The sequence below is a fragment of the Streptomyces sp. NPDC055400 genome, from assembly GCF_053644375.1.
Genome location: NZ_JBSHLM010000017.1, coordinates 40,887 through 53,789, shown reverse-complemented (window position 1 = coordinate 53,789; position 12,903 = coordinate 40,887). Strand labels below are relative to the sequence as shown.

General features: G+C 72.7%; 13 protein-coding genes. 6 read left to right on the top strand and 7 right to left on the bottom strand.

The features are described 5' to 3' along the window. Positions 1-72 precede the first annotated feature (72 nt). The 4 genes from ACWIGU_RS35560 to argH form a co-directional block, all read right to left on the bottom strand. Entirely contained in the window at positions 73-1,623 is a 1,551-nt protein-coding gene (locus ACWIGU_RS35560; protein WP_454405803.1) for an MFS transporter, read from the bottom strand. Then, entirely contained in the window at positions 1,620-2,171 is a 552-nt protein-coding gene (locus ACWIGU_RS35555; protein ID WP_454405802.1) for a TetR/AcrR family transcriptional regulator, read from the bottom strand. The genes ACWIGU_RS35560 and ACWIGU_RS35555 overlap by 4 nt, the downstream gene beginning before the upstream one ends. A 136-nt stretch (positions 2,172-2,307) precedes the next feature. Further along, positions 2,308-3,084: a hypothetical protein gene (locus tag ACWIGU_RS35550; protein WP_454405801.1), complete on the bottom strand. Its 777-nt coding sequence runs from the start codon at positions 3,082-3,084 to the stop codon at positions 2,308-2,310. Between the two features lie 208 nt (positions 3,085-3,292). Beyond that, the gene (gene argH / locus ACWIGU_RS35545) at positions 3,293-4,720 is read right to left on the bottom strand and encodes an argininosuccinate lyase (RefSeq protein ID WP_454405800.1); all 1,428 of its coding nucleotides are present in this window, start codon (positions 4,718-4,720) and stop codon (positions 3,293-3,295) included. 251 nt (positions 4,721-4,971) lie between these two features. On the opposite strand from argH, the gene ACWIGU_RS35540 reads away from it, so the two are divergent. Both ACWIGU_RS35540 and ACWIGU_RS35535 read left to right on the top strand, forming a co-directional pair. Beyond that, the gene (locus ACWIGU_RS35540) at positions 4,972-5,559 is read left to right on the top strand and encodes a pyridoxamine 5'-phosphate oxidase family protein (protein WP_454405799.1); all 588 of its coding nucleotides are present in this window, start codon (positions 4,972-4,974) and stop codon (positions 5,557-5,559) included. A gap of 3 nt (positions 5,560-5,562) precedes the next feature. Further along, complete coding sequence (locus ACWIGU_RS35535) at positions 5,563-6,273, top strand: L,D-transpeptidase family protein (RefSeq protein WP_454405798.1); 711 nt, start codon at positions 5,563-5,565, stop codon at positions 6,271-6,273. Here ACWIGU_RS35535 and ACWIGU_RS35530 read toward each other — a convergent pair. Further along, the gene (locus tag ACWIGU_RS35530) at positions 6,267-7,736 is read right to left on the bottom strand and encodes a sensor histidine kinase (protein ID WP_454405797.1); all 1,470 of its coding nucleotides are present in this window, start codon (positions 7,734-7,736) and stop codon (positions 6,267-6,269) included. The genes ACWIGU_RS35535 and ACWIGU_RS35530 overlap by 7 nt on opposite strands. After that, on the bottom strand, positions 7,733-8,461 hold the full coding sequence (locus tag ACWIGU_RS35525) for a response regulator transcription factor (RefSeq protein ID WP_454405796.1): 729 nt from the start codon (positions 8,459-8,461) through the stop codon (positions 7,733-7,735). Before ACWIGU_RS35525 ends, ACWIGU_RS35530 begins: the two co-directional genes overlap by 4 nt. Before the next feature lie 172 nt (positions 8,462-8,633). Here ACWIGU_RS35525 and ACWIGU_RS35520 point away from each other — a divergent pair, with 172 nt between their 5' ends. The 4 genes from ACWIGU_RS35520 to ACWIGU_RS35505 all read left to right on the top strand — a co-directional run bounded on the left by ACWIGU_RS35520 (position 8,634) and on the right by ACWIGU_RS35505 (position 12,275). Continuing rightward, positions 8,634-10,001, top strand: a complete 1,368-nt coding sequence (locus ACWIGU_RS35520) for a ferredoxin reductase family protein (RefSeq protein ID WP_454405795.1) — start codon at positions 8,634-8,636, stop codon at positions 9,999-10,001. Positions 10,002-10,009: 8 nt separating this feature from the next. Beyond that, complete coding sequence (locus ACWIGU_RS35515; RefSeq protein WP_454405794.1) at positions 10,010-10,474, top strand: FMN-binding protein; 465 nt, start codon at positions 10,010-10,012, stop codon at positions 10,472-10,474. A gap of 31 nt (positions 10,475-10,505) precedes the next feature. Beyond that, positions 10,506-11,198, top strand: coding sequence for an FAD:protein FMN transferase (locus tag ACWIGU_RS35510; protein ID WP_454405951.1), 693 nt, complete (start codon positions 10,506-10,508; stop codon positions 11,196-11,198). Between the two features lie 96 nt (positions 11,199-11,294). After that, a complete protein-coding gene (locus tag ACWIGU_RS35505) occupies positions 11,295-12,275 on the top strand; it encodes a bile acid:sodium symporter family protein (RefSeq protein WP_454405793.1) in 981 nt (326 codons plus the stop codon). 88 nt (positions 12,276-12,363) lie between these two features. Here the strand turns inward: ACWIGU_RS35505 and ACWIGU_RS35500 are convergent, their stop codons facing one another. After that, the gene (locus ACWIGU_RS35500) at positions 12,364-12,903 is read right to left on the bottom strand and encodes an arginine repressor (protein ID WP_454405792.1); all 540 of its coding nucleotides are present in this window, start codon (positions 12,901-12,903) and stop codon (positions 12,364-12,366) included.

Below are 12,903 nucleotides of genomic sequence, written 5' to 3'. Positions count from 1 at the left end.
TATGGCCGTCTGGACGCCCACTGAAAGTGTGTCATCCGTACGGCCGCGCCGTCATCCGTGCGGACGCGTCCGTCACGGGTGTTCGACGCCGTCCTCCAGCTTCTGGCCGCGCAGCAGGAACCACGCCGCCACCGCCGTCGTGAGGAGCACCGCCGCGCCGACGCCCGCGGCGGCCCGCAGCCCGTCGACGAAGGCGCCCTGCGCCGCCGTGAGCAGTTCGCTCGCGGTGTGCGCGGGCAGCGCCGAGACGGACTCGACCGCTCCGCCCAGGGATTCGTGGGCGGCCGACGCCACCTCGGGCGGGGTGCCGGCCGGGGCCGTGAAGTTCCGGTAGACGCCCGTGACGATGGAGCCGAGCAGGGCGATGCCGAGTGCCGCGCCCAGTTCGTACGCCGTCTCGGAGACCGCGGACGCCGAGCCCGCCTGCTCCTTCGGCACGCTGGACAGGATCACGTCGGCCGTGACGGTGAACGAGAACCCCGCGCCGACGCCCACGATCAGGAGCACAGCCCCGAGCAGCGGATAGCCGGTCGACTGGCTGAGTGCGGTCAGCGCGGCCAGGGCGAGGCCCACGGCGACGAGGCCGCCCGCGACGACGGAGCGCACGGAGAACCGGCGCGCGACCGTACCCGCGACCAGTCCGGCCGCCACCGCGCCGATGGCGGCGGGCAGTTCGGCGAGACCGGCCTCGAACGGGCCACGCCCCTGGACCAGTTGCAGGAACTGCGAGAGGAAGAACACCAGGCCGGACAGGCCCAGGATGGTGAGCAGGTCGGCGAGGACCGCGGCGGAGAAGCCCCGGTGGCGGAACAGGCGCATGTCGAGGAGCGGTGCGGGCAGCGTGAGCTGGCGGCGGACGAACCAGGTCAGAGCGGCCAGTCCGAGCACGCCGGACGCCGGCACCTGCCAGCCGAGGCCGTGCGACGCGGCCTCCTTGACCGCGTAGACGACACCGATCATGCCGACGAGGGACAGGCCGACGCTGATCAGGTCCCACGGGCCGCCGGCCGGGTTCTTCGACTCGGGCAGCAGTTTGATGCCGACGAGGACGAGGACCGCCATCACGGGCAGGTTGATCAGGAAGACCGAGCCCCACCAGAAGTGTTCGAGCAGGAATCCGCCGACGACGGGACCGACGGCCGCGCCCGCCGAGGCCGCCGCACCCCAGATGCCGACGGCGAGGGAACGCTCGCGCGGGTCGGTGAAGATGTTGCGGATCAGGGCGAGGGTCGAGGGCATCAGCGTGGCACCCGCGACACCGAGCAGGGCCCGGGCCAGGATCATCATTTCGGGGGTCGTCGCGTACGCGTTGAGCACCGAGACGGCGCCGAACGCGACCGCGCCCGTGAGCAGCAGCTTCTTACGGCCGATGCGGTCGCCGAGGCTGCCCATGGAGACCAGGAGTCCCGCGATCACGAACGAGTAGACGTCGCCGATCCACAGGAGCTGCGTGCCGGTCGGTTCCAGGTCCTCGCTGATGTACGGCGTCGCGAGACCGAGCACCGTCGCGTCGACCGCGACCAGGAGCACCGCGAGCACGAGGACGGAGAGCGCGAGCCATCGTCCTCGCCCGGGCCTCGGCTCCACCTCCGCCGCGGATGTGCGCTGGTGTGTGCTGGTCATGGTTCCACTCTCCGTCTGGCGCCGCCGAGCAGAAGCTCGACGATCATGTGTGGGAAGTCCTTGGCGGCCACCCGGCCGTCCTGTACGGCCCATGCGCCCCCGCCGATCAGGCTGTAGAGCGCCTCCGTGAGCCACGCGGGTGTCAGGTCGATCCGGAACTCGCCGCGCTCCTGACCGCGCGTGAACAGCGCGGCGATACGGGCGTCGAGCCGGGCCCAGCCCTCGTTCTGCGACTCGCCCTCGAAGAGCTGGTTCTCCGTGACGAGGAAGGCGAGGAGTCCGGCGCACGGCTGGATCTCCGTCACCAGCCGGCGTACGGCGTCGTCGGCGCCGCCCTCGTCGAGCCGGGCCGCGTCGAGGGCGGCCTCGCACTCCTGGATCCCCAGCTCTTCCAGGGCCCTGACGAGCGCGTCCCGGCCCGCGAAGTGCCGGTGCAGCGTGGCGCGGCTGAGACCGGACGCCCTGGCCACCTCGTCCATCGTGGCCGTGGCCTTGCGGGTGAGCAGGGCGGCGGCGGTGCGCAGCACCTGTTCTCGGTCGACTGACATGAGACGAGGATAGCCCATGTGAGACATGTTTGTCTCACCAGGGGCGTGGGCGTCTTATGGGCGGGTGGATATATGGGGAAAGAGAGTCAATCGGTCGGCGACGGGCGGGGGCGGGGTGTGCGCGCGTGGGGTGCGGTCAGGTCTGCCAGGCGCCGCGGCACAGGGCTGCGGACCCCTCGTCGAGGTAACGGGCCGTGGCGAGCCAGGCACGGGCGAACGCGTCGGTGTCCGCCGGAACGAGGCGGCCGAACCCGTCGCGGCCCCGCTCGGCCGCGGATCTGCGCATCGCGTCGAGGAGCTCGGCGGCGGTGGACAGGCCCGCGCGGCGCAGGAGCGCGGCGTCGGGTGCGGTGGTGTGCGGGCCTGCGGCGGGCGCTGTGTGCGTCAGGGCGCGGCGGCCCGCGACGACCACCTGTTCCGTGCGGCGGCGCAGGATGTGGAGGGGGCGGAGGGCGTGCGCGCGGGTGCCGGCCGGGGTGACCTGGGGGGGCGTCGTCGGGGTCACGTCCTGGCGTTGGAGGCGGTCCAGGCCGAGGTCGTACCGGCCCGTGGGGAGACGGACGGCGAGGAGGGCGACCCGGGGGTGCCCGGCGGGGACGAGGCGCGCGATGGCGCGGACCCTGGTCCCGGGGGCAGGGGGGACGGGGGCGTTGGTGGCAGCGGACGGGGACGGTGCATGAGGCCGGTCGGACGTGTCCGGCGTCCTGGGCAGGAGTGTGTTCGGCGTCGGGGGCAGGAGGTCGAGCGCGGCCAGCGCCTCACGGGCGCGCCGCGCGAGTTCGACCAGGGCACGGGCGTCTTCCGGGTCCTCGGAGCCGGTGAGCCCATCGAGACTGCGGACGGCGGCGACGGTCAGGAGGCCCGTTGCGGCAGACGACCTTGCCGCCGTCGTCCAGGGCGACTTCATAGTCACCCGCGCACATCCACCCCACCACTGCCTCCCCGACAGCCGATTCCCGTTCCCCAGATGTCGACCACCGGTCGTGGGCGCGCGCCGAAGGCACGCGTCACGAGCACCGGTTGTGAGCCGGTGTCGATCAACTGCCGGAAACTTTGGAGGGAGCCACTGACAACGCAGTGCGGCCCGGCCCCCTGAAGGGCCGGGCCGCACAAAAGGCAGGTCAGGACTTGGCTTCGGCCCACGCGCGCTGCACGGCGAGGTCGTCCTTCACCTCGGCGAGCTGCACCGCGACGGCCGAAGGTGCGGTGCCGCCCCGGCCGCCTCGCGAGGCGAGCGCCCCCTGCACGTTGAGGACGGAGCGCACCTCGGGCGTGAGGTGCTCGGAGATCTTCGCGAACTGCGCGTCCGTCAGCTGGTCGAGCTCGATGCCGTGCTGCTCGCACTCCTTGACGCACTCGCCGGCGACCTCGTGCGCGACGCGGAACGGCACGCCCTGCTTGACGAGCCATTCGGCGATGTCGGTGGCGAGCGAGAAGCCGGCCGGGGCGAGCTCCTCCATCCGCTCCCGGTTGACCGTGAGCGTGGCCATCATGCCGGTGAACGCGGGCAGCAGGACCTCGAGCTGGTCGCAGGAGTCGAAGACCGGCTCCTTGTCCTCCTGGAGGTCGCGGTTGTACGCGAGCGGGAGGGCCTTGAGCGTGGCCATCAGGCCGGTCAGATTGCCGATCAGGCGGCCGGACTTGCCGCGGGCGAGCTCGGCGATGTCCGGGTTCTTCTTCTGCGGCATGATCGAAGAGCCGGTGGAGAAGGCGTCGTGGAGGGTGACGAAGGAGAACTCCTTCGTGTTCCAGATGATGATCTCCTCGGCGATGCGCGAGAGATTCACGCCGATCATCGCGGTGATGAAGGCGAACTCCGCGACGAAGTCCCGCGACGCGGTGCCGTCGATGGAGTTGGCGGCCGAGCCGCGCTCGAAGCCGAGGTCCTTCGCGACAGCCTCCGGGTCGAGGCCGAGCGACGAACCGGCCAGGGCGCCGGAGCCGTACGGCGAGACCGCCGTGCGCTCGTCCCACTGCCGCAGCCGCTCGGCGTCCCGGGACAGGGACTGGACGTGCGCGAGGACGTGGTGCGCGAACAGGACCGGCTGGGCGTGCTGGAGGTGCGTACGGCCGGGCATGGCGACGTCGGCGTGCGCCTCGGCGAGGCCGACGAGCGCCTCCTGGAGGTCGGTGACGAGGCCGCCGATGACGCGCGCGTGGTCACGCAGGTACATCCGGAAGAGCGTGGCGACCTGGTCGTTGCGGGACCGGCCGGCGCGCAGCTTGCCGCCGAGGTCGACGCCGAGGCGTTCAAGGAGGCCGCGCTCCAGCGCCGTGTGGACGTCCTCGTCGGCGATCGTCCCGACGAACGAGCCGTCCGCCACGTCCGCTTCGAGCTGGTCGAGGCCGGCGAGCATGCGGGTCAGCTCGTCCTCGGTGAGCAGGCCCGCCTTGTGCAGCACGCGCGCGTGGGCGCGGGAGCCGGCGATGTCGTACGGCGCCAGGCGCCAGTCGAAGTGGACCGAGGCGGAGAGTTTCGCCAGGGCCTCGGCGGGGCCGTCGGCGAACCGGCCGCCCCAGAGGCGGACATCGCCGGTGTTGCTGCTCACGGTTGCTCCTAGATGTGCGGTGACGCGGGGCGGGTTTTCTCTTCCCCGTCCCGCCCCTTCCCGTAACGGGTATCAGGCGAGGTCGCGCTTCGCCGCGCTCTTCGAGGACAGGGCGAAGACGTCGATGACGTCATGCATGAGTATGCATTGGAGTGCATGATTCGTCAATGGCCCATGATCGAGCCCTCCATGGACCGAGACGCGCGCGAAAGTTAGACAGGCGAACGATCTCGGGTCGATAATCCAGAACCATGGGAAAGACCTACGAACGCATAGACGGCAGGCTGCGCACCTTCATCGAGGCGCAGCCCATGTTCTTCACCGCGACGGCTCCCCTCTCCGAGGGCGGCACGGTGAACCTCTCCCCCAAGGGGCTGACCGGATCCTTCGCCGTGCTCGACGAGCGGACCGTCGCCTATCTCGACTTCGCCGGAAGCACCGCCGAGACCATCGCGCACCTGCGCGAGAACGGCCGCATCACCCTCATGTGGTGCGCCTTCCAGGGCCCTCCGAACATCGTCCGGGTGCACGGCCACGGCGAACCTGTCTTCCGTGACGACGCCAGGTTCGAGGAACTGCTCGAACACTTCCCCCATATCGACCCGACCCAGCACGGCCTGCGCGCGATCATCGTCGTCACAGCCGATCTCATCCGCGACAGCTGCGGATACGCGGTCCCCTTCATGTCGTACGACGCGGACCGCGATCTGCACGGGAAGCGCTTCGCGCGCGAGGACGACGCCTCCCTGAGCGAGTACTTCAAGAAAAAGGAACACATCGAGCGCAGCATCGACGGACTTCCGGGGCTGCCGCTTCCACTGCCCCCGACTACCGTCTGACACATGCGTTCACGATCCGTCACCGTCGCGTCCCTGGCCGCAACGACCGCCCTGCTGATCCTGGGTGCGGCACCGCCCGGCGGGCCCGCGCCGCTGCCCGCGCGTATGGCCGACACGGGCGGCGGCTCCCAGCTCGTCACCGCACAGGCCGCACGCACGGGCTCCACCACCGGCACCGTCACCTGGTGGGACCGGCGCGACGGGCAGTGGGTCGCGGCGGGTTCGGCGGCGGCGCGGTTCGGCGCGAAGGGCCTCGCCGACGGCGGCTCACGCAAGCAGGGCACGTACACGACACCCACGGGTCTGTACGGCCTGCCCTACGCCTTCGGGATCCAGCCCGCACCCACCGGCACGGCCACCGCCTACCGGCGCGTGCACCAGGACTCGTGGTGGTGCCAGGACAACGACTCACGGTCCTACAACCGCTGGACCGAGCCGCGCCCGGCCGACTGCCGCGCCGCCGAGTCCGAGCACCTCGTGACGTACGCGACCCAGTACGCGCACGCCTTCGTCATCGCCTACAACTACGACCAGCCGGTGCGCGGCCGCGGAGCGGGGATCTTCCTGCACGTGAACGGGCGCGGGGCGACGGCCGGGTGCGTGTCGGTCCCGGCGGACGCGATGCGGCGCATCCTGCGCTGGGCCGAGCCCGGCCGGCGGCCGCACATCGCGATCGGGACGACGAGCGGCGCGACCGCGATCACGCGCTACTGAGGCGGCGCCTTCGGAAGGCGGACCGTGAACACGGTCTCGCCCGGCTCGCTGCGCAGCGTCGCGGTGCCGCCGTGTGCCTCCGCGACCGCCGTGACGATGGCGAGGCCGAGTCCGGTGCCGCCGCCCGCCCCGGCCGGCCTGGGCCGGTCGCCGTGGGTGAAGCGTTCGAAGATCCCTTCGCGGATCTCCTCCGGGACGCCGGGGCCGTCGTCCCGTACCGACAGCGACACCCCGAGCTCGTCGGCGTCGATGCGGGCGGTGACCCGGGTGCCGGGCGGGGTGTGCAGACGGGCGTTGGCCAGGAGGTTGGCGACGGCCTGGTGGAGGCGGTGCGCGTCGCCCGTGACGGTGACGGGTTCCTCCGGGAGCTCCATGGCCCAGCGGTGGTCCGGGCCCGCCGCCCGGGCGTCGGTGACCGCGTCGAGCACGAGGCGCGTGAGGTCGACCGGCTCGCGTTCCAGGGGCCGGCCCGCGTCCAGGCGGGCGAGCAGGAGCAGGTCCTCGACCACCTCGCCCATCCGTCCGGACTCCGCGGCGATGCGCTCCAGTGCACGGCGGACCTCGGCGGGCACGGGGCCCCGGTGCAGGAGGGCGAGTTCCGCGTGGCCGCGGATGGAGGCGACAGGGGTGCGCAGCTCGTGACTGGCGTCGGCGGAGAAGCTCCGCAGGCGTTCCTCGGAGGCGTGCCGGCGGGTGAGCGCGTCCTCGACGTGGCCGAGCATGCGGTTGAAGGCGGACGCCACCTGGCCGACCTCGCTGCGCGGGTCGGACTCGGGAGCGCGCGGCGGCAGGGCCACCTCGCCGCTCGCGAGCGACAGTTCGCTGACGCGGGTGGCGGTGGCGGCGACCCGGCTCAGCGGGCGCAGGGACCAGCGCACCCAGAGGGCGCCGGCGACGCCGGTGGCGGCGAGCGCGATCCCGAAGACGCCCGTCGCGACGAGTTCGAGACGGCGCACGGTGGCTTCCAGTGGCTCCAGCGGCAGGCCCGTGACGAGGACGTCGCCGTCCCTCCCTTCGAAGGCCTCGACTCGGTAGCGGTCCAGGGACGACAGCCGGACGGTGTGCCCGCGCCCGTCGACGGGCAGGCGGGCGAGGGTCCTGCGGTCCGCGTCGGACAGGCGCACGCCCAGGCCGGTCGCGTCGGAGCCCGCCCGGACGACGGCGGCGCCGGTGACGGCGCCGCCGACGAGCCGGACGCCGAGGGTGCCGGTGGCCTGGCGGCGGGTGTCGGCGTGCTCGTCCCCGTCGTGGTCGTCGGGCGCCCGGCCGCTGTGTTCGAGGCTGGCGGGCAGGGCGCTGCCGGCCTCGTGGAGCTGCTGGTCGAGCCGCCCGGTGAGGAAGCCGCGCAGCTCGACGACCGCGGCCACACCGACGGCCGCGCAGCTGACGGCGAGCAGCAGGACGAGCCCGGTGGTGAGCCGGGCGCGCAGGGTGTGCGGGATGCGCGGGCGCGGCCGGTTCACCGGCCGGCCGGCTTCAGGACGTACCCGGCGCCGCGCACCGTGTGGATCATGGGTTCGCGGCCGGCGTCGATCTTCTTGCGGAGGTAGGAGACGTAGAGCTCGACGACATGGGCCTGGCCGCCGAAGTCGTACGACCAGACGCGGTCGAGGAGCTGGGTCTTGCTGAGGACGCGGCGGGGGTTGCGCATCAGGCAGCGCAGGAGCTCGAACTCGGTCGGCGACAGGTCGATGCCCGTGCCGCCGCGCGTGACCTCGCGGGCGTCCTCGTCCATCACCAGGTCACCGACGGTGAGCTGAGCGCTCTCGGCGAGTTCCCTGGTCATACCGGCGCGGCGCAGCAGGCCGCGCAGCCGGGCCACCAGTTCCTCCAGGCTGAACGGCTTGGTCACGTAGTCGTCGCCGCCCGCGGTGATGCCGGTGACCCGGTCCTCGACGGTGTCGCGGGCCGTGAGGAAGAGCACGCAGACGTGCGGCTGCGCGGCGCGCAGTTCGCGCAGGACGGACAGGCCGTCGCGGTCCGGCAGCATGATGTCGAGGACGACGGCGTCGGGACGGAAGCCGAGTCCTTCGCGCACGGCGTCACGGCCGGTCCCGGCGGTGCGGACGTCCCAGCCCTCGTAGCGCAGGACTCCGGTCACGACCTCGGCGATGTCGGGTTCGTCGTCGACGACGAGGACGCGCACGGGGGTGCCGTCGGGGCGGGTGAGGGCGGGGCGTTCGTTCATCTCGTCCCAAGACTCTCTCGGATTGCTGTGAGTTCGCTCTGAATAACGCGTTGCTGTGAGTTCGCTCTGACGATCGCGCGGGGCCGCCCGTTCAGAGCCCGCTCAGAGGTTCGGGCCGCAGAGTTGCGTTTGTCCGGCCCACCCGACCCCGATCCGACGAGGAGCCGCCCCGGTGACCACCACGCACAGCCCCCCGCCCCTGCGCCACCGCGCCCCGCGCCCGGCGCGCCGCCGCTGCCCCGCGGTGCCGCTGCTGGCCGCCGCGGGCGCGGGCGGGGCCGCGGTGCTCGCACTGTGGTGGCAGGGCACCGGCGTCGTGTCCGGCGCCGACGGCTGGCTGACGGGGGCGGGCCGGATCATGGGCCTGATGTGCGGCTACATGTGCGCGCTCCTCGTCGCCCTGATGGCGCGTGTGCCGCTTCTGGAGAAGGGGCTGGGCAGCGACAGAGCGGCGCGCTGGCACGCCTCGGCCGGCCGCTGGACGGTCGGTCTGCTCCTCGGCCACATCATCCTGATCACTCTCGGATACGCGGCGCAGAGCCGTACCGACCCCGTGTCGGAGCTCGGCACGATCGTCCTCGACTACCCCGAGATGCTGAAGGGCACGGTGGGCGCGGCCGTGCTCGCGCTGGTGGGCTTCGTGTCGGCACGGGCGGTGCGCCGCCGGATGCGGTACGAGACCTGGTACTACCTGCACGTCCTGACGTACGCGGCGATCTTCCTCGCGTTCGGGCACCAGCTGGCGCTCGGCGCCGACTTCGCGGGCGGGGCAGCCGCCAGCGCGGCCTGGTACGCCCTCTATCTGGGGGTGGCCGCGCTCGTGCTGTGGTTCCGGGTGCTGGTGCCGGTGCGGCTCAACGTCCGGCACCGGCTGCGCGTCGAGGCCGTCGTGCGGGAGGCGCCGGGGGTGACGTCGGTGTGGGTGAGCGGCCGACGCCTTGAGGCGCTCGGCGCGCAGCCGGGTCAGTTCTTCCGCTGGCGCTTCCTGGCGCCCGGCATGTGGGGAGCCTCGCACCCGTACTCCTTGTCGGCGGTGCCGCGCGGCGGGTTCCTGCGGATCACGGTGAAGGCGCTGGGCGACCACAGCTCGTCCGTCGCGGGCCTGACGCGGGGCACGCGGGTGTGGGCGGAGGGACCGTACGGGGCGCTCACGGCGGGGCTGCGGCGCTCGCGCCGGGTGCTGCTGCTCGCGGGCGGCACGGGCATCACGCCCCTGCGCACGCTCTTCGAGACGCTGCCGGCGGCGCCGGGCGACCTGACGCTGCTCTACCGGGCGCGCACCGCCGAGGAGCTGGCGCTGCGCGGTGAACTGGAGTCGATCGCGGCCGGCCGCGGCGCCCGCCTGGTGTACGTCCTGAACGACGCCGACGGCACCCGGACGGACGTCACCGCGGACGGTCTGCGCCGGATGCTCCCGGACATCGCGGCCCACGACGTGTACCTGTGCGGGCCGCACGGCCTCGCGCTCGCCTCGTACGACGCCCTGCGCGAGGCCGGGGTGCCCGCTTCCCGTATCCACTACGAGTCCTTCGAGCTGTGAGCCGCGCCATGAGAGCCCATCCGATCCGCCGTACCGTCCTGACCTGCGTCGCGACCGTCTCCGTGACGACGCTGGCACTCGCACTCAAGCCGCACTCGCAGCCGGCCACGGCGGCTCCGCAGGCCCCGGGCTCCAGCCAGTCCCCGTCGGTCTCAGGCGGCACCGGGACCGGATCCGGGACCGGCAGCGCGACCGGAAAGCGGACTCTCACCGGCGAGACGGTGCAGACGCGTTACGGCCCCGTCCAGGTGGAGATCACCGTCGACGGCTCCAAGATCACCGCCGCCCGTGCCGTCAAGACCCCGTCGGGCGACCGGCGCAGCCAGGACATCGCCTCGTCCTCGGTGCCGACCCTCGTGCAGGAGACCCTGGACGCCCAGAGTGCCGGGATCGACACGGTCTCCGGCGCCACGTTCACCAGCGAGGGCTACATCTCGTCGCTGCAGAGCGCGCTGGACCGGGCCCGTGGCTGACGCGGCCGGGCTGCACCGGGTCGTGCACACCATGGGCACGGTGTTCTCGATCACGGTGCGCGGCGCGGACGTGGGTCCGCGAGCGCTCGACGAGGCGGAGGCGTGGCTGCGTCACGTGGACGCCGTCTTCTCGACGTACCGCGAGGACAGCGCGGTCAGCCGGATCGCCCGGGGCGAGCTCGCGCCCGGGGACTGTGCGCCCGAGGTCCGCGAGGTGCTGCGGCTGTGCGAGCGGGCGCGGGAGCACACGGGTGGCTGGTTCACGGCGGGGTACTCCGGGGGCTTCGACCCGAGTGGCCTCGTCAAGGGGTGGGCGGTGGAGCGGGCGGCCGAGGCGCTGCTCTCCGCGGGCGCGACCGGCGTCTGTCTGAACGGCGGCGGCGACGTCCAGCTCCATGGCGGGCCGTGGCGCGTGGGCGTCACGCATCCGCTGCGCCCGGGTCAGGTGGCGGCGGTCGTCGAGTCCCGGCAGGGCGCACTCGCCGTGGCCACGTCGGGTCCCGCGGAGCGCGGCTGCCACATCGTCGACCCGCACACCGGGCAGGCGCCCGTCGGCGGTCTCGCCTCCCTCACGGTCGTCCACGAAGGGCTCACCGACGCGGACACCTGGGCGACCGCCGCGTACGCGATGGGTCCGGGGGCGCGGGCGTGGCTGGAGGCGCAGCCCGGTGTCACGGCGTTCGCGGTGACGGCGGACGGGGAGACCTGGTCGGTGACTCCCTGACGAGGACGGGGAAGATGTGAGGGCCTCATGAAGATGTAGGGACCACATAACGAGACAGGGTTGCGGGCGCACCGGGCGGCGGCGTTGCATCGCCCGGTGCAGACCGAACAATCGACCCCCAAGTCGACCCGGCCGACGGACACCGGCAACCGCGCGGCGCGCCTGGCCGTCACCGTGTTCCCCGTACTCGTGCTCGCGGCGGGTGGCATCGGGCTCGCTTTGCCGGACGCCTTCGCGAGCTGGAAGACGAACGTCCCGTACCTGCTGGGTGTGGTGATGTTCTGCATGGGGCTCACGATGACCCCGCACGACTTCAAGGGCGTCGCCAAGCGGCCCTGGGCCGTCGGCCTCGGGCTCGTCGCGCACTACGTGATCATGCCGGGGCTCGGCTGGCTGATAGCCAACGCCCTCGACCTGCCACCCCAGTTGGCGGCGGGCGTCATCCTCGTGGGCTGCGCCCCGAGCGGCACGGCCTCCAACGTGGTGACCTACCTGGCGCGCGGCGACGTCGCCCTGTCCGTCTCCGTCGCCACCGTCTCGACCGTGCTCGCCCCGCTCGTCACGCCGCCGCTGACGCTGCTGCTCGCGGGCGAGTTCCTGCCGGTGGACGCGGGATCGATGGTCACGGACATCCTCAAGACCGTGCTGCTGCCGGTCGTCGCGGGGCTCGTCGTGCGCCTGGTCCTCGGCCGGTACGTCGACCGGGTGCTCGGCGCCCTGCCCTGGCTGTCGGCGCTGACGATCGCCGTCATCGTCGCCGTGGTCGTCGCGGGCAGCGCGACGGCGATCAAGTCGGCCGCCGGCCTGGTCCTGCTCGCCGTCGTCCTCCACAACGGCCTCGGCCTCGCGCTCGGTTACGGCGCCGGAAAGCTCGCCCGTCTCGGGGCGCCCGCGTCCCGCGCGATGGCGTTCGAGGTCGGCATGCAGAACTCTGGGCTCGCCGCGTCCCTGGCCACGGCCCACTTCAGCCCGCTCGCGGCGCTCCCCGCGGCGGTGTTCTCCGTGTGGCACAACGTGTCGGGCGCCCTGGTCGCGGCCTGGATGTCGTACCGGGCGCGCCGCGCCGAGCAGACCTGAGAACGCGACAGCGCCCCGGACCACCCGTGCACAACGGGCGGTCCGGGGCGCGAGCCAGAACGATTCAGCGCGCTCGGATCCAGCGCACTCAGTGGTCGTTCTGGGCGAGCCGCAGCAGATGGTCGGCGAGCGCCTGCCCGCCGGCCGGGTCGCGGCTGATCAGCATCAAGGTGTCGTCACCCGCGATCGTGCCGAGGATGACCTGGAGTTCCGCCTGGTCGATCGCCGACGCGAGGAACTGGGCGGCGCCGGGCGGGGTGCGCAGGACCACGAGATTCGCCGAGGCCTCCGCGGAGATCAGCAGTTCCCCCGCGAGCCGCCGCATCCGCTCCTCCTTGGCCGAGCCGCCCAGCGGAGCCTGCGGGGTGCGGAAGCCGCCCTCGCTGGGCACCGCGTAGATCAGCTCGCCGCCGGTGTTGCGGATCTTGACCGCGCCCAGCTCGTCCAGGTCCCGGGAGAGCGTCGCCTGCGTGACCGTGAGGCCGTCGTCGGCGAGCAGCTTCGCCAGCTGGCTCTGCGAGCGCACCGGCTGCCGGTTGAGGATGTCCACGATCCGGCGGTGGCGCGCGGTGCGGGTCTGCGGCACGGCGGGTCCCGCGGCGTGCTCGTTGTCCTGCCCCTGACTCAT

Coding starts and splice junctions, on each gene's coding strand:
- ACWIGU_RS35560 (WP_454405803.1), bottom strand. CDS start 1,623: ATGACCAGCACACACCAGCGCACATCCGCGGCGGAGGTGGAGCCGAGG.
- ACWIGU_RS35555 (WP_454405802.1), bottom strand. CDS start 2,171: ATGTCAGTCGACCGAGAACAGGTGCTGCGCACCGCCGCCGCCCTGCTC.
- ACWIGU_RS35540 (WP_454405799.1), top strand. CDS start 4,972: ATGGGAAAGACCTACGAACGCATAGACGGCAGGCTGCGCACCTTCATC.
- ACWIGU_RS35535 (WP_454405798.1), top strand. CDS start 5,563: ATGCGTTCACGATCCGTCACCGTCGCGTCCCTGGCCGCAACGACCGCC.
- ACWIGU_RS35525 (WP_454405796.1), bottom strand. CDS start 8,461: ATGAACGAACGCCCCGCCCTCACCCGCCCCGACGGCACCCCCGTGCGC.
- ACWIGU_RS35515 (WP_454405794.1), top strand. CDS start 10,010: ATGAGAGCCCATCCGATCCGCCGTACCGTCCTGACCTGCGTCGCGACC.
- ACWIGU_RS35510 (WP_454405951.1), top strand. CDS start 10,506: ATGGGCACGGTGTTCTCGATCACGGTGCGCGGCGCGGACGTGGGTCCG.
- ACWIGU_RS35500 (WP_454405792.1), bottom strand. CDS start 12,903: ATGAGTCAGGGGCAGGACAACGAGCACGCCGCGGGACCCGCCGTGCCG.